Raw genomic sequence first — 15,558 nt, forward strand, 5'->3', positions numbered from 1 at the left:
AACGCCGGTCGACACCACTCGTTCGTCAGATCAGTGCTGCCGTCACCGGCAGCGCGTCGTCACTCCCCGCGCGGAGGAAGCTTCGCCTCGACGCCGCCACCGTTGTGCTCGGGGCCCGAGTCGGGATGACCCGCCGGCACGCGGTTGCGGAAACGAGCCGCCTCGCTGGGCTTCGACGAGGAACCCCCGACGCGCTCGCCGCGGTACGGTCCGGGCTTCGGGGCCATCTTGCCGCCGGGGAAGGCGAGTCGAATGATGGTGCGCTGCACCGATCCCCACTGCTTCATCAAGGGGCCCGAGTTGTACGGAAGCTGGTAGCGCTCGCAGATGTCCTTGATCTTCGGCGCGACTTCCTTGTACCGGGTGCTGGGCATGTCCGGGTACAGGTGGTGCTCGACCTGGTAACTGAGGTTGCCACTCATCAGGTGGAACAGCGACGAGCCCTCGATGTTGGCCGCTCCGACGAGCTGGCGGACGTACCAGCCGCCGCGGGTCTCGTTCTCGGTCTCTTCCTTGCTGAACGTGTACGCCTGGTCCGGGAAGTGACCGCAGAAGATGATGCCGTGCGACCACAGGTTGCGGATGATGTTGGCGACGAAGTCCGCCGTCACCGTGGCGACGAAGGTGCGTTCGATGCCGGCACCGTGCTTGTCCAGAACCTTGGCCACGGAGTTGGTCGCCTTCGACGAGCTCAGCGAGCGCAACCGCGCACCCAGCTTCGACTTGCCGGCGCCCGAGACGCGTCCACCCGAGACGACCTGCACCGCGCCGTAGGCGAGCGCACTGACCGCGGGCCAGCCGATGTAGTCCTTGACGATCTGACGGCGCGCCTTGGTCCCGATACCGCGCAGATCGGTGAGCAGGTCCTTCATGGGCTTCTCGCCCTTGCGGATGGCCTCGATGTCGAGGTCGTGGAGCGCGACGCCCCACTCGAAGAAAGCCATCAGCAGCAGGTTGTAGAACGGCTGCGCGAGGTAGACGGGCGACCACGGCTGGTTCGGGTCGATCCGCATGATCTCGTAGCCGAGATCCTTGTCCTTGCCGCGGATGTTGGTGTACGTGTGGTGCACGTAGTTGTGCGAGTGCTTCCAGGCCTCGGCGGTGGACGCGGTGTCCCAGTCCCACACCGACGAGTGGATGTCCGGATCGTTCATCCAGTCCCACTGGCCGTGCATGACGTTGTGGCCGATCTCCATGTTCTCGAGAATCTTGGCCACACCCAGGCAGGCCGTTCCGGCCACCCAGGCGGTGCGGCTCTTGGAGCCGAAGAGGATCACGCGCCCCGCGACAGCGAGTTGGCGCTGCGCCGCGATGACCGTGGTGATGTAGTTGCGATCGCGCTCACCGAGGTCGGCGTAGACCTCGTCGTGAATGGCGTCGAATTCCTTGGCAAGCTGTTCGATGGTCTCTTCGCTGAGATGTGCGAGCGGACTCTCGATGGACACTTCGGTCTTTTTCCCGGTGTCGATGCTCATGACGAACCCTCCCTGTTACTGCATGTGAATCGGTCTCGTCAGAGATCGATTTCGATATCTCCCTCGGCGGTGTTCACGCAGATGCGTACCGCCTGCCCCGTATGCTCGGAGACTTCCCCATTACGTAGATCTCTCAAACGTCCCTTCTTCAGGGTTCCGGTGCAGGTGTGGCAGATGCCGATCCTGCAACCGAACTTGAGATCCAGCCCCGCTTCCTCCCCGGCCGCGAGAATGGGTGTGCCTCCGTCGCATTCGACGTCGGTGTCGCTACGGATGAAGCGGACAGTGCCGCCCTCTCCTTCTTCGTCACCGCCACCGATGACGGGTTGGAAACTTTCGTAGTGGAATTTCTCCGGGTCACCCTCGGATTTCCAGTAGTCGCGCAGATCGTCCAACAGGTCGCCGGGACCGGAGCAGAATGCCTCGCGCTCACGCCAGTCGGGGCACAACTCGTCCAGATCGGTGGCTTTCATTCGACCTCGCTCCTCGGTCACCCGAAGGTCGAGACGCAGCGACGAGTGCTTGCGATCGAGGCGCTCGAGGGTCTCGGAGAACATCGTCTGGTCGCGACTGTGCACGGAGTGGATGACCACGACGTCGTGCATGGCGTCGAGGTGGTCGAGTTCGCGCAACATGCTCATGATCGGTGTGATGCCACTGCCCGCGCTGATGTAGAGCAGTTTGGCGGGCACGGGATCGGGGAGGGTGAAGACTCCCTCGATCTCGCTCAGTCGCACGATGTCGCCCGGCTTGATCCCTTGCACCAGGAACGGGGACACCGTGCCCTCGGGGACCAGCTTGGGGCTGACGGAGATCAGGCCGTGGTCGCCGTGCGGGTCGGAGGTGATCGAGTAGGCGCGCCAGTGATAGCGGCCGTCGATGACCACGCCCAGTCGGAGGTACTGGCCGGGCTGGTGCCCACCCCAGTCGTACCCGGGCCTGATGAACACCGACACCGCGTCGGTGCCTTCCCTCTCGACCCGGTCGACCTTCCCGCGGAGCTCCTGGGTGGTCCACAACGGATTGATCATCTCGAAGTAGTCGTCCGGCCTCAGCGGGTTCGACAGATGTTTGAATGCCTTGAGCATGGTTCGGCGGAGTACCGAAACCTGGGGTCGTGCGCCGCGTTCTGCCACAGGTCACACGCTATCGCCACGGCGCGGATCCGCGTCCGTAAACGGACGATTGTGGACAGAAACGAGTCCGTTTCGCTTCCGTCGTCGCGGTGGACGAAGATTCGTGTCCGAGGTTTGGATGCAAGCGTCCTGGTAGCCGCCCGACGGGCGGCGGACGTGCGACGACGAGGGGTGAACTGTGCCGATCGTGGACAACGCCGTGTACGTGCACGGGGCGCGTACCGACGAGCCGGAGAGTCTGGATCGCACGTACGAGCTCCTGCGGGCGTGCGGCGGCATGGCGTGGATCGGGCTGTATCGTCCCGACAAGACCGAGATCGACTCGGTGGCAACCGAATTCGGGCTGCACCGATTGGCGGTCGAGGATGCCGTCCAAGCGCACCAGCGGCCCAAGCTCGAACGCTACGGCGATCAGTTGTTCGTCGTCCTGCACCCCGCGCGCTACATCGACGAGACCGAGAAGGTGGAGTTCGGCGAGCTCCACGTGTTCTGCGGTCCCGATTTCGTCGTCACCATCCGCCATGCCGAGTCACCCGACCTGGGCGTGGTCCGTAAACGGCTCGAAGGTGCGCCGAAGCTGCTCGAACTGGGAACCGAGGCCGTGCTGTACGCGATCCTCGACCAGGTGGTCGACGAGTACGAACCGGTCGTCGCCGGTCTGGAGAACGACATCGACGAGATCGACGACCAGCTGTTCACCGGCGATCCCGACGTCTCCCGTCGCATCTACGAGCTCTCCCGCGAGGTGATCGAGTTCCAGCGCGCGACCCACCCGCTGGTGTCGATGATCGAGGCCCTCGGCCGCGGATCGGAGAAGTACAACGTGGACATCGAGCTGCGGCGCAACCTGCGCGACGTGCTCGACCACGCGATCCGCATCACCGAGCGCGTCGACTCGTTCCGCGCCAATCTGCAGAACGCCCTGTCGGTGCACACCACCCTGGTGGGACAGCGGCAGAACGACGAGATGCGTGCGATGACCCAGGTGAGTCTGGAACAGAACGAGCAGGTCAAGCGGATCTCGTCCTGGGGCGCCATCCTCTTCGCGCCGACTCTCATCGCCGGCATCTACGGTATGAACTTCGAGCACATGCCGGAGCTGAGCTGGACGTTCGGCTATCCGGCGGCTGTCAGCGCGATGCTGGCCGCGTCGTGCGTGCTGTACATCGTGTTCCGGAGACAGAAGTGGCTCTAGCCCCGTGCGGCTCAGCGCAGCCGGCCCGGCGCCAGGTCCTCCGCGGTGACGCCCCGGTCGGTCACGTCGGCCGGTAACGGCTCGCCGCGGACCAGCGCCGCACCGACGCGCGCCAGTGCCGCGCACGTCTGGATGCCGTACCCACCCTGACCCGCGCACCAGAAGAAGCCCTCCACGCTCGGGTCGAACCCCACCACCGGTGTGCGATCGGCGACGAAGGAGCGCAGACCGGCCCACGACGACCGGACACGGCGGCTCGTCACCACGGTCGCCTCCGTGATCTCGTCCAGGGCGCGGGCGATCTCGAGATCGTCGGGCTTCGCGTCACCGGGCGGGCACGGTGTCTCGTCGGCAGGGGAACAGAGCAGACGGACACCCTCCGGCTTGATGTAGAACGACTCGTCCATGTCGCTGATCAGCGGGTGGTGGGTGTCGGCGATCTCGGGCGGCGCGTCCATCACGGCGATGGTGCGTCGTCGCGGCTGCAGGCCGATCCTCGGTACGCCTGCGAGGTCGGCCAGGTCGTCCGCCCAGGCACCCGCCGCGTTCACCACCACCGTGGCGACGAGAGTGTCGCCGGTCGAGAGATCGACCCGCCACTGCTCGCCGACGCGGTCGATCGCGACGACCCGCGCCCCGGTGCGAACGGTGCATCCGCGTCGGCGTGCTCCGCGCAGGAAGCCCTGGTGCAGCGCGTCGACGTCCATGTCGAGTGCGCCCGGTTCGACGACGGCCGCCTCGACTGCCGCAGGCCGCAGGAGGGGCGCCCGGTCCACCGCCTCGGCGGTCTCGAGCAGGCGGGCATCGGGAGACAGCGTCCGCAGAGTCGTGAACATCTCCGCGAGAGCGTCGCCCCGGCCCGGACGTGCGAACTGCACGAAGGGGCGTGGAGTCATGACCGTTCCGCGCACCATGTCCGGCGGGTCCACGAGGAAGGCTCTGCTCGCCGTCGTCAGGCCACGGATGACGTGGTTGCCGTAGGTCTCGAGGAACATGGCGGCCGACCGTCCGGTCGAGTGCATCGCCAGGGTCGACTCCCCTTCGAGGAGACACACGGTCCGATCGGACGAGAGTTCCCAGGCGAGCGAGGCACCCGCGATTCCGCCGCCGATCACCAGTACGTCGAGGGCTCGAGAGGCGGCATCGGTGGTCATGGCGGTCGAGGGTAGGCGGCCCGTGTGGAAATCGGGCGCCAGGGGTACCCCGTCCCGCGCGCAACCGTGCGCGCACTCGAACATCGGGAGCCGTCATGAACACAGCTGTCTGGATCGTCATCGCGGTCGTGGTGGTGTTGCTGCTCGTCGCCGTCGGCGTCGCACTGTCGAAGAAGGCGAAGCAGAAGCGCGTCGAGCAGGCCGGTGAGATCCGGGAGCGGGCCGCCGAGCGCAGCGCGGAGGTGGAACGGTCGGAGGCGCTGGCGCAGAAGTCGGAGGCCGACGCCCGTCGTGCGCAGGCCGAGGCGGACGCCGCGGCAGCGGAGGCCCGCATCGCGCAGCAGCGCGCGCAGGAGCACCAGGGCACTGCCGCCACCGGGCGTGACGAACTGGACCGTGAGTGGGAGCGGGCGAACAAGCTGGACCCGACCGTCCACGACGACGGCACCCCGCGTCGACAGGACGCGAACGCGGCACAGCAGAACCAGAATCCCGCAGACCGGAACGTCACGGACCGGAACGTCACGGACCGGAACGTCACGGACCGGAACGTCACGGACCGCACCACCGGTCTCGGACACGCCGATGCGCCTGTCGTCGGCCCGCACGACACTCCGGGACGCCACGAGCGCTGACGTCAGTCGCCGGGGCGCACTGCCTCGGTGACCCGCTCCGCTGCCACGGCTGGATCCTCGTGCTCCCAGATGCGCACGACGGTCCAGCCGGCCTCGTCCAGTCGACGATCCGTGTCGCGGTCCCGAGCGACGTTGGCAGCCAACTTGTCCGCCCACCACTGGGCGTTGTTGCGCGGGTGGGTGGCGTGCTCCGGGCAGCTGTGCCAGAAGCATCCGTCGACGTACACCGCGACTCGGCGACGCGGGAACACCACGTCGGCCCGTCGTCGCATGCCCTTCAGTGGGGCCTTGTCGACGAAGTACCGCAGTCCCGCTCGGTGCAGTTCCTTCCGCAGGGCCACCTCGGGCTTGGTGTCACGCCGCTTCTGTTTCTTGAACCGGGCACTGGTCGCGGCGTCCGTCGGCGGCGTCGCCCGAGCGTCGGGCGTCATTCGTCGTCGTCGATCTCGGACCAGCTGGGGGCGAACCTGTTGCGCCGCTCCACTTCCGAGTGCACCACCTCGACGAACTCCTCGAACGAGAGTGTGGTGCGGTCCGACGGACGGCCGTTGCGCGGCGGCGCGTCGTCGACGTCGAAGAAGCGCACCTCACCCCGGTACGGACCGTCCGGCTCGTAGAGACCGATGAACACCTTCTCGAACAGGTCGTAGCGCGTGTCCTCGGCCCCGAGGTCGACCCACGCTCGGCCCGGCATGCCGACGACGGGGCGCTTGCCGCGGCCCGACCGCTTGGACAGCGTCGTGACGTGGTGCGCGAACGAACTCTTGCCGATGTCGCTGCTCTTCGCGGGATCGCCGTCCTCGCACGTCGACCAGGGCTCGAACATCACGGCGACGAGCACGCTGTACGGCTGGCGCTGGTGCAGCACCATCGCCTCACCCCGCAGTTCGTGGTCGTTGCGCACGATGTTCTTGGTCCAGCGGCCGAGCCGACCGGACGTGGGGCTGTAGTCCTGGAAGCTGTAGGTCTTCACGGACACGCAGAGGATGAGGCCGAGCGTCGGATCGAGTGCCTTGACGTCGAGCCGCTTGCGTCCCTTCGCGACGTCCACCTGCGCTTCCTGGCCCAGGCCGTGCGCGTCGGGCGTGATGGACGGATACCGAGGCCTCAACGCATCGGCGACCACCTGCGCGAGGTTGTTGGACAGGCGCTGCGCGTAGTTCTTCTTCTCCCCGCGGTCGGCATCGGGCGCGGGACGGTCGCCGGCGAAGTCGAGTGCGAACGTCAACGGGAACATCAGGCCACGCGAACGGGTTCGGGGACGACGGGATCGTCGGTCATCCGGTGCAGGTGCGACTCGACCGTGTCGAGGAAGCCGGGGGCGAAGCGCAGCCGACCCGAGCGTGCGCGCTTGAGGAACCCGGCAGTGGCCCTGGCGGACAACAACTTCGACTCCTCCAGGAATCCGCTCAGATCCTCGTAGGGGTGCTGGACCGGCCAGGTGCTCGCGGGTACCCGGAACGCGCGACGGTCACGGCCCCACGCGGCCGACGGCCAGCTCTGGCCGGGTACGAGCTCGGTGTCGGACCCCTCGTCGTAGGGAGTGCGGGTGGCCAGCTGCTCACCGACCCAGGTCGCCATGCGCACGCTCACGGCATTGCCGACCAGCTTCCACCGATGCCCTGCCCGGACACCCGGGGACTCGACGGCGGGGGCGGTCCACCCGGCGTCGAAACCCTGCAGCCGCTCGGCGTCCGAGATGCCCGGGGTGACCAGCTCGCCGGACGGGAGCCGGACGGCCGGGGGACTGGCGATGCCGAGAGTCGATCCGCCCTTGAGCGTGGGCACCGCGTTGATCGCCCAGCCCAGGCCGCGCACCCCCTCGGTCCAGTAGAAGCCGCACGGGAGGACGTCGGCGTCGCCGGCCTCGGGGATGCCCGCGTCGGGTCCGAAGAGCACCTCACGCGGGTCGTCCGTACGTGAGGCGAGCATGACGACGCGCTGACGCCGCTGGGGCAGGCCGAACGAGCGAGCGTCGACGACGCGATACGCCCACATGTAACCGAGATCCTCGAGCGCGTGCGTGATGTGCCGCATCGCCGCGCCGCGGCCGAGCTGCAACATGAAGGGCACGTTCTCGATCAGCAGCCACCGGGGACCACGCTTGCGTGCGACGAGTCGGAAGACCTCGTCGACCAGACCCGATCGCGCGCCCGTGATGCCCGCCGTGCGACCGGCCTGTGAGAGGTCCTGGCACGGGAAACCGGCTGCGACCAGCTCTGTTCCGGCGGGGAGCGCCCGCAGCGTCGCGACGTCGGTGTGCAGCGGCACGTCGGGAAAGCGCGAGCGCAGCACCGCCCCCGCGCCGGCGTCGATCTCGCAGAGCTGAGTTGTGGACCATCCGCTGCGCGCCAGGCCCAGCTCCAGACCGCCGATGCCGGCGAACAGGCCGACCATGGCACCCTGGCTGGACACGCTTACCCCCGCTCACCGTCGTGTGCGACGGCGGCTCCGGCCACCGACGTCGATCTCGAGTGAGGCTACTCGAGAACACCGACACGGCGTCCGACCGAGAGGGCGACACCGCTGTGAGCAGCGCCCGCAGACGGGGGCGTGGTGCGCCGACTCACGCCCACTGTCGACGAAAACCCTGCTCGTGACCGTTTCATCTCGCGAGAACGGGGCACTCGGACGTTGACGGGGACGCGGATTCACAGGCAATTCGCCCGGCTCCGGTACTTGTCGTGCTCGTGTGATCTACCGTGAACGCGTGACCACACCCACCGCCGATTCCCTGTCGTCCGCCGACGTGACGGGCTCGTCGTGGCCGGCCATCCTGACGTGGCGCGCGCACAGCGCCCCGCGTATGGAGTCGGTGCGCGTCCAGCTCAACGGCAAGCGGATCAAGGCCGCCGGCCGGATCATCGGCGGCGAGTGCGACGAACACCCGGCGTTCTCCGCGTCGTACGACCTGGTCACGGACGAATCGGGAGTGACCAAGCGGTTGTCCGTACGCGCGGCCGTCGCGTCGGGGGAGAAGCAGGTCTCCATCAGTCGCGACTCCGAGGGCTACTGGCTCGTCGACGACGGGTCACCGACCCGCAGCTCCTTCGGCGGTGCGCTCGACGTCGAGCTGGTGTGGAGCCCCTTCTTCAACACGCTCGCCATCCGTCGTCTCGGCCTGCAGACGAACCCGTCCGATCATCAGGTGCCCGTCGTGTACGTGGGTCTGCCGGTCCTCACCGCCCGCGCGGAGACACTGTCCTACAGCCGCGGTCCGCACGAGTTCGAGGTGGTCTCGCCCGTCGGGACGTCGGCCGTGAGCGTCGACTCGGACGGGTTCGTCGCCGACTACCGGGGACTCGCCGAGCGCATCTGACGGGCCGACCGTCACGCCCGCCGGGGCAGCCGCTGGACCACACCGCCGCGGCGACCGGCGTCGACGAGGTCGCCCTGCCAGGACGGCGAGCCGACGACGACGTCGGTGATCTCCCACCACTGCAACTGCTCGTCGTAGCGCGACCGCGCCGCATGGCCCGCGGACACCAGTGTCTCGGTCGAGGCGTCGGCGACGAGAGCGTCCCTGGCGCTGTGCAACGCGGCGAGCGCCTCGTCGAGCGCGTCGACCAGGGCGGGCGCGTTGGCATCACACATCGCGCTGACCAGGGCTGGAGCTGTTCCTGCCACACGGGTGCCGTCGCGGAACGAGCCGGCTGCCAGCCGCAACGTGAGCTCCCCGCCCTGCGCGCCCACCGCGGCGAGTGCTTCCGCCAGCAGATGCGGGAGATGGGACACGCGGGCGACGGCGCGATCGTGGTCGTCGGCTCGGGCCGGGACGACGACGGATCCGGAGGACAGTGCGAGATCGGCGACCGCGAGCCAGGCGTCGGGATCGGTGTCGTCGTCCACGGTGACGACCCAGACCGCGTTGCGGAAGAGATCGACGTCGGCCGCGAGCCACCCCGAGGCGGATGTGCCGGCCATGGGATGTCCGCCGACGAACCGAGCGCCGAGTCCGGCACGCGCGACCGCGGCCGCCATCTCCGCCTTCACACTGACGACGTCCGTGAGCACGCAGTGCGGCGCGTGCGCGGCCACCGATTCCAGGACGGTGTCGACCGCCGGCATGGGCACCGCGACGACGACGAGAGCGTCCTCCTCGGCGGCGCGCTGGAGGGCGGAGGCGATGTCCGCCGTGACGTCGTACCCGTCGGCGCGAGCGGCGTCCACGGCACCGGTCGATCGGTTCCAACCCCATGCCGGGCGACCCGAGTCGACCACGGCGCGCAGTAACGAGCCCCCGATGAGGCCGAGGCCCAGGACGCAGACGGGACGGTCGGGTGTGTTCACCGGGGGAAGATTTCCACATCGGCACCGTCCGCCGGGTGCACGACACCGAAATCTCCCGCTGTTTCCCTTGAACAGGGAGGTCTGCACGCCGGGGCGACGGTGTGGGACTACGGTTGCGCGCATGGCTGCACAGCGCGGAGGCAGTACCTCGTCCCAGGGTCGAGGTGACAACCGCTCCGACGACTACGACGATCTCGAGGGGTTCGCCATCGCGGTCGTCCGCGAGGAGGGCACGTGGACGTGCCGGCCGTTGTCCGCGGACGCCCTGACGAGTCTCAGTGCCGCCGAGACCGAGCTTCGTGAACTCCGCAGTGCCGGTGCGGTGTTCGGGCTCCTCGATGTCGACGACGAGTTCTTCGTCGTGCTGCGTCCGGCACCGTCGGGCACGCGGGTCCTGCTGTCGGACGCCACCGCGGCGATCGACTACGACATCGCGGCCGACGTCCTGGACCGACTGAACGTCGATGTGCCCGATCTGGATCCGGACGAGCTCGACGACGTCGAGCCGTGGGACGAGGGCGATCTGGATCTGCTGAGCGACATGGGTCTTCCCGAGCCGGTCCTCGGCGTCATCCTGGCCGAGTCCGACCTCTACCCCGACGAGCAGCTCGGCATGATTGCCGCGCGACTGGGATTCGCCGCGGAGTTCGCCGCGGTGCTCGACAAGCTGCCTCGCTGACCGTGGTGCCTCTCCACCTGCGTGACGTCTGGATGCGTCGCGCTCTGGAGGTCGCCCGCACCACGCCGGCGGGCGACGTTCCCGTGGGTGCCGTCGTCGTGAACGCCGACGGTGACGAGATCGCGTCCGCGGTCAACGAACGCGAACGCCGCGGGGACCCGACCGCCCACGCGGAGGTGCTCGCGCTCCGCGCCGCCGCCGAACGGCACGGGGACGGCTGGCGACTCACCGGATGCACTCTCGTCGTCACGCTGGAGCCCTGCACGATGTGTGCGGGCGCGGCGGTGCTCTCGCGAGTCGACGGGCTGCTGTTCGGGGCCTGGGAACCGAAGACGGGCGCCGTCGGCTCGCTGTGGGACGTGGTGCGGGATCGGCGTCTGACGCATCGACCGGAGGTGGTCGGCGGCGTCCTCGAGAGCGACGCGGCCGGTCTGGTTCGGGACTTCTTTCGAACCGCGAACGACGTTTGACGCGATCCGTCGACGGGGTATTACTGCCCGGTAGAACACCAGGCGCGACGTTGCGTCGCCCGCCCCGCCGAAACGGAGGGGTGGATGACATGTTCTTCCGCTTCGAAGGAGCACCACATGGGTCTCGACGACAAGATCGGCAACAAGGCAGAAGACCTCAAGGGCAAGGGCAAGGAAGCCGCGGGCGATGCCACCGGCGACCAGGACCTGAAGGCCGAAGGCCAGGGCGATCAGACTTCCGCAGCGTTCAAGGACGGCGCGGAGAAGGTCAAGGATGCAGCGTCCAACATCAAGGACAAGCTCACCGGCCACTGAGTCACCCGCGTTGTGACTCCTGACGTCGCGATTTCGGTTCCGCGCCACCCATACGGTAACGTATCCGCCGGTGGCGTGTCCGAGCGGCCTAAGGAGCACGCCTCGAAAGCGTGTGACGGGTAACCCCCGTCCGAGGGTTCAAATCCCTCCGCCACCGCCATGAGCCCCCCACCTGCCTCGGCAGCTGGGGGGCTTTGTCGTTCACCAACTTCGGGTACACCGACGAGATGAGAAACATGAACGCGATGGAGAACCGCACCCTGGGACGCACCGGACGGCAGGTGTCGTGCGTCGGACTCGGCACCTGGCAATTGGGAGCCGACTGGGGCGACGTGTCCGAGCAGGACGCCGTGGCGGTGCTCGACGCCGCCGTGGACAGCGGCATCACCTTCTTCGACACGGCCGACGTGTACGGCGACGGGCGCAGTGAGCGGGTGATCGGCGGATTCCTGGCCGATCGCGGCCTGCGGGACACCGTCACCGTGGCGACCAAGATGGGTCGACGCGTCGACCAGGTGCCGGAGAACTACACGCTCGCGAACTTCCGCACGTGGGTGGACCGGTCGCGCGGCAACCTCGGTGTCGACACCCTGGAACTGGTGCAGCTGCACTGCCCGCCCTCTGCCGTGTACGGCGACGACCAGGTGTTCGATGCCCTCGACACCCTCGTCGAGGAGCAGGCGATCGCGCATTACGGCGTCAGCGTGGAGACGGTCGCGGAGGCGCTCGAGGCGATCCGCCGACCGAACGTGGCCACCGTGCAGATCATCGTCAACGCCTTCCGGCTCAAGCCCGTCGACGAGGTGCTGTCCGTCGCCGCCGATGCCGGAGTCGGCATCATCGCGCGGGTGCCGCTTGCCTCGGGCCTGCTCTCGGGGAAGTACGACGAGTCGACGACGTTCCCCGAGAACGATCACCGCAACTTCAACCGCAACGGTGAGGCCTTCGACGTCGGCGAGACGTTCTCGGGCGTTCCGTTCGACACGGGCCTTGCGGCGGCTCGTGACTTCTCCGCCCTGGTCGCGGACGCGGCTCCGGAGGGTACGACGCCCGCCGCCGCCGCCATCGCATGGTTGTGGCAGCACCCGCAGATCTCGACGGTCATCCCGGGCGCCCGCAACGTGGACCAGGCTCGTGCCAACGCCGAGGCGGGGCGCGTCGCGCTTCTCGGCGCCGAGTTCGATGCCGGCGTGCAGAGCATCTACGACCGCTACCTCCGGGACGTCGTTCACTCGACGTGGTGACGGACGCTTTCACAGGGGATTCCCAGGCCGCAGCGGTGGCCGCACGTTGAAGCGACAACTAAAGTTCGTCCCATGAAGAAGAAATGGTGGATCACCGGAGCCGTGGTCGTCGTCCTGGCGATCGTGGCGCTCGTCGTCGGACCGCGCATCTACTCGTCGATCGAGAGCAGCGATCCGGCGGCGTCGGTGTCCACCTCCGGTGCCGAGGCGGCGACGGGCGATCTGGACGGTGAGTGGACCGTCACGCCCGGTGACGCAGCGAACCCGACGTCGGCCGGGTACACCGTCGCCGAGGTGCTCAACGGCACCGACGTCACAGTCGTCGGCACCACGCCGGACGTCTCGGGAAGCGCCACGATCGCGAACCAGGAGCTCACCGCCGGTGAGATCGTGGTGCGCACCGAGACCATCACCACCGACAGCGATCGGCGCGACAACCAGTTCCGCGGCAACATCTTCGATGTCGCGAACAACCCCACCGCCACGTTCACGGTGACGTCGCCGGTGGACCTGTCCACCGTGCCCACCGACGGCACCACGGCGACCGTCACCCTCGACGGCACGCTGACCCTCAAGGGCCAGACGCGCGACGTGAGCGTCGAGACGCAGGTGCTCCGGTCGGGCGAGACCATCGTCGCCTCGGGCAACATTCCCGCGATGTGGACCGACTACGGCATCGAGCCGCCGTCGCTGGGCTTCGTGACCGTGGATCCGACCGGCTCCGTCGATTTCCTGGTGACGCTCGGGAAGGCCTGAGCCGTAGCGTCCGCGGGAGTCCAGCCGGGCGGTCCGACGATGTAACCGAGTTTCTGTCGAAGAGTCGCCGCCGTCCGCACGTCCCGTGCGATGGCGGCGTACTCGTGTGTCTGGAGCTTCAGGATGTCGAACGTCTGCACCGGAGTCGTCAGCCCGTAGTGCGGTCGGAACGTCTCGTCGGCGTAGGTCCCGAACAGGCGGTCCCACACGATGAGGATGCCGGCGTAGTTCTTGTCCAGGTACTCCTTGTCGCGGCCGTGATGCACGCGGTGGTGCGACGGCGTGTTGAAGACGAACTCGAACCAGCGCGGCATCCGGTCGATGCGCTCGGTGTGCACCCAGAACTGGTAGACCAGGTTGATCGCGAACCCGGTGAACACCATCCAGGGCGGGACGCCGAGCAGGGGCAGCGGCAACCACATCAGGATCTCGCCGCTGTTGTTCCACTTCTGCCGTAGTGCGGTGCTGAAATTGAAGTACTCGCTCGAGTGGTGCGCCTGATGCGTGGCCCAGACGATGCGCGTGCGGTGCGCGATGCGGTGATACCAGTAGAAGAGGACGTCGACGCCGAGCAGCAGGATCACCCACGTGTACCACTGGTCCGAGGGCAGCTGCCACGGTGCGACATACGCGAAGATCAGCGAATAGCCCAGCAGCGCCAGGGTTTTCCATGCGGTGGTGGTGGCGATGGACACCAGCCCCATCGCGATGCTGGCCCGGGCGTCGGCGCGGAGGTAGCTTCCACGGGCCGGTCGGCCGGGTTTGTCCTCGGTCTCGTCGCCGTGGCTCTCGAGGACGATCGCTGCGGTCCACTCGAGCGCGAGCAGAACGAGGAATGCCGGCACCGCGAGGGCGACCGGGTCGCGGAGCGCGGTCGGCAGACTGTTCCAGAGATCGGCGATCACCCGCCGCAGTCTACGTGACCGCGGTCACACCGAGTTCAGGCGCGGTACTCGCGTACCAGCGGGCAGTCGAAGGGGTTGCGCTTCGACAGTCCCACCTGGTTGAGGTAGCGGACGACGATGCCGTAGGACTTCACGAGCGACGTCTCGGTGTACGTGACCCCGTGCTTGGCGCAGTGCTCGCGCACCATGGGCCGCACCTTCTTGAGGTTCGGCCGCGGCATGCTGGGGAACAGGTGATGCTCGATCTGGTAGTTGAGGCCGCCCATCATGAAGTCGGTGACGGGGCCGCCGTCGACGTTGCGTGACATGAGGACCTGGCGGCGAAGGAAGTCGATCTTCGCGTTGGCCGGAACCAGCGGCATCCCCTTGTGGTTGGGCGCGAACGAGCCGCCCAGCAGAACGCCGAAGACGGCGAAGTGCACGAGGATGAAGCCGACCGCGAGCCCCGCCGGCATCGCGAGGAACGGCAGTGCGAACCCGATGGTGAGCCGCAGCGCGATGAGCGACAGCTCCAGCTTGCGGTGCTTGATCTCCTTGGAGCCGATCAGCGTGCGCACGCTGGCGACGTGGAGTGCGGCGCCTTCGAGGGTGAGCAGCGGGAAGAAGAGCCAGCCCTGGCGGCGGGTGAACGCGCCGTAGAAGCCGGTGCGCTGCGCGACGTACTCGGGGACGAAGGCGATGGGCCCGTTCCCGATGTCGGGATCCTTGCCGATCTGGTTCGGCGCGTTGTGGTGCTTGCTGTGCTTGCCCTGCCACCAGTGCAGCGAGAGTCCTGCGAAGGTGCCGGACAGGATGCGGGCCGTCCACTCGTTCCACTTCGCCGAGTCGAACATCTGGCGGTGGGCGCCGTCGTGACCCAGGAAGCCGAACTGCGTGCTCACGACGGCGAGGGCGACGGCGAGCGCGAGCTGCCACCACGAATCGCCCAGGAGGAACGCACCGACCCAGACGGCGACGAAGGCCGCCACGGTGCCGATGATGCGGGACCAGTAGAAACCGCGGCGGCGGGACATCAGCCCCGAGGCGCGCACGGCGACGGACAGCTCGGTGTACGAACTGACGAATCGATCTCTGGGGCGTTCGGCGGTGACGGACACTGGTGCCTCTGTTCTGTGGACGGTCTGGCCACGGTGGCTGTCGGTCGTTCTGGCAGTCGATGCAGTGGTGAGAACCGCGGAGAGGGCGGGAAGTGCTCAGGTCACGCCTCTGTCACAAGTGTGACACAGGCAGGGCACGGCGTCGACAGTCCGAGAGTGTCGGTCGTCTTCTCTCAGTGCATCCACAGACGACGGTCGACGTGGCCG

The 15,558-nt window shown here is 67.8% G+C and carries 17 protein-coding genes and 1 tRNA gene; 9 read left to right on the forward strand and 9 right to left on the reverse strand.

The window, feature by feature from the left end:
* Positions 1-59 precede the first annotated feature (59 nt).
* Positions 60-1,475, reverse strand: coding sequence for an acyl-CoA desaturase (locus HQ306_RS20265; RefSeq protein ID WP_037186465.1), 1,416 nt, complete (start codon positions 1,473-1,475; stop codon positions 60-62).
* Between the two features lie 38 nt (positions 1,476-1,513).
* Positions 1,514-2,611, reverse strand: a complete 1,098-nt coding sequence (locus HQ306_RS20270) for a ferredoxin reductase (protein ID WP_222633287.1) — start codon at positions 2,609-2,611, stop codon at positions 1,514-1,516.
* Between the two features lie 178 nt (positions 2,612-2,789).
* On the opposite strand from HQ306_RS20270, the gene corA reads away from it, so the two are divergent.
* The gene (gene corA, locus HQ306_RS20275) at positions 2,790-3,806 is read left to right on the forward strand and encodes a magnesium/cobalt transporter CorA (RefSeq protein ID WP_056443220.1); all 1,017 of its coding nucleotides are present in this window, start codon (positions 2,790-2,792) and stop codon (positions 3,804-3,806) included.
* Between the two features lie 11 nt (positions 3,807-3,817).
* On the opposite strand, the gene HQ306_RS20280 is transcribed toward corA, so the two are convergent.
* Complete coding sequence (locus HQ306_RS20280) at positions 3,818-4,960, reverse strand: FAD-binding oxidoreductase (RefSeq protein ID WP_056443223.1); 1,143 nt, start codon at positions 4,958-4,960, stop codon at positions 3,818-3,820.
* A 95-nt stretch (positions 4,961-5,055) separates the two neighbouring features.
* Between HQ306_RS20280 and HQ306_RS20285 the strand changes: the two genes are divergently transcribed.
* Entirely contained in the window at positions 5,056-5,595 is a 540-nt protein-coding gene (locus HQ306_RS20285) for a hypothetical protein (RefSeq protein ID WP_222633288.1), read from the forward strand.
* Between the two features lie 2 nt (positions 5,596-5,597).
* Here HQ306_RS20285 and HQ306_RS20290 read toward each other — a convergent pair whose 3' ends face one another.
* Genes HQ306_RS20290 through HQ306_RS20300 form a run of 3 tightly spaced genes read right to left on the reverse strand, consistent with a single transcriptional unit; the run spans position 5,598 to position 7,992 of the window.
* Positions 5,598-6,026, reverse strand: coding sequence for a very short patch repair endonuclease (locus HQ306_RS20290; RefSeq protein ID WP_027506605.1), 429 nt, complete (start codon positions 6,024-6,026; stop codon positions 5,598-5,600).
* A complete protein-coding gene (locus tag HQ306_RS20295; protein WP_056443224.1) occupies positions 6,023-6,832 on the reverse strand; it encodes a hypothetical protein in 810 nt (269 codons plus the stop codon). The genes HQ306_RS20290 and HQ306_RS20295 overlap by 4 nt, the downstream gene beginning before the upstream one ends.
* Entirely contained in the window at positions 6,832-7,992 is a 1,161-nt protein-coding gene (locus HQ306_RS20300; RefSeq protein ID WP_222633431.1) for a DNA (cytosine-5-)-methyltransferase, read from the reverse strand. Before HQ306_RS20300 ends, HQ306_RS20295 begins: the two co-directional genes overlap by 1 nt.
* A 313-nt stretch (positions 7,993-8,305) precedes the next feature.
* On the opposite strand from HQ306_RS20300, the gene HQ306_RS20305 reads away from it, so the two are divergent.
* Positions 8,306-8,914 carry a putative glycolipid-binding domain-containing protein gene (locus HQ306_RS20305; RefSeq protein WP_285189678.1) on the forward strand — a complete coding sequence of 203 codons (609 nt, stop codon included), beginning with the start codon at positions 8,306-8,308 and terminating at the stop codon, positions 8,912-8,914.
* A gap of 11 nt (positions 8,915-8,925) precedes the next feature.
* Here HQ306_RS20305 and HQ306_RS20310 read toward each other — a convergent pair whose 3' ends face one another.
* On the reverse strand, positions 8,926-9,885 hold the full coding sequence (locus HQ306_RS20310) for a prephenate dehydrogenase (RefSeq protein WP_307096718.1): 960 nt from the start codon (positions 9,883-9,885) through the stop codon (positions 8,926-8,928).
* 121 nt (positions 9,886-10,006) lie between these two features.
* Between HQ306_RS20310 and HQ306_RS20315 the strand changes: the two genes are divergently transcribed.
* From HQ306_RS20315 to HQ306_RS20340, 6 genes are all read left to right on the forward strand, one after another.
* Positions 10,007-10,564 (forward strand): tRNA adenosine deaminase-associated protein, encoded by a 558-nt coding sequence (locus HQ306_RS20315; RefSeq protein ID WP_027506608.1) that lies wholly within the window; start codon positions 10,007-10,009, stop codon positions 10,562-10,564.
* Between the two features lie 32 nt (positions 10,565-10,596).
* A complete protein-coding gene (locus HQ306_RS20320) occupies positions 10,597-11,034 on the forward strand; it encodes a nucleoside deaminase (RefSeq protein WP_027506609.1) in 438 nt (145 codons plus the stop codon).
* Between the two features lie 117 nt (positions 11,035-11,151).
* On the forward strand, positions 11,152-11,349 hold the full coding sequence (locus HQ306_RS20325; RefSeq protein WP_222633433.1) for a CsbD family protein: 198 nt from the start codon (positions 11,152-11,154) through the stop codon (positions 11,347-11,349).
* Between the two features lie 69 nt (positions 11,350-11,418).
* Positions 11,419-11,509, forward strand: a tRNA-Ser gene (locus HQ306_RS20330).
* A gap of 67 nt (positions 11,510-11,576) precedes the next feature.
* A complete protein-coding gene (locus HQ306_RS20335) occupies positions 11,577-12,593 on the forward strand; it encodes an aldo/keto reductase (protein WP_261770341.1) in 1,017 nt (338 codons plus the stop codon).
* Between the two features lie 72 nt (positions 12,594-12,665).
* The gene (locus tag HQ306_RS20340; RefSeq protein WP_222633290.1) at positions 12,666-13,349 is read left to right on the forward strand and encodes a YceI family protein; all 684 of its coding nucleotides are present in this window, start codon (positions 12,666-12,668) and stop codon (positions 13,347-13,349) included.
* On the opposite strand, the gene HQ306_RS20345 is transcribed toward HQ306_RS20340, so the two are convergent.
* Positions 13,262-14,263, reverse strand: a complete 1,002-nt coding sequence (locus HQ306_RS20345) for a sterol desaturase family protein (RefSeq protein ID WP_374197687.1) — start codon at positions 14,261-14,263, stop codon at positions 13,262-13,264. The two genes, HQ306_RS20340 and HQ306_RS20345, sit on opposite strands and share 88 nt — an antisense overlap.
* Before the next feature lie 26 nt (positions 14,264-14,289).
* A complete protein-coding gene (locus HQ306_RS20350) occupies positions 14,290-15,351 on the reverse strand; it encodes an acyl-CoA desaturase (RefSeq protein ID WP_027506613.1) in 1,062 nt (353 codons plus the stop codon).
* Between the last annotated feature and the right edge of the window lie 207 nt (positions 15,352-15,558).

This window comes from Rhodococcus sp. BP-160, from assembly GCF_019836205.1.
Lineage (GTDB): Bacteria > Actinomycetota > Actinomycetes > Mycobacteriales > Mycobacteriaceae > Rhodococcoides.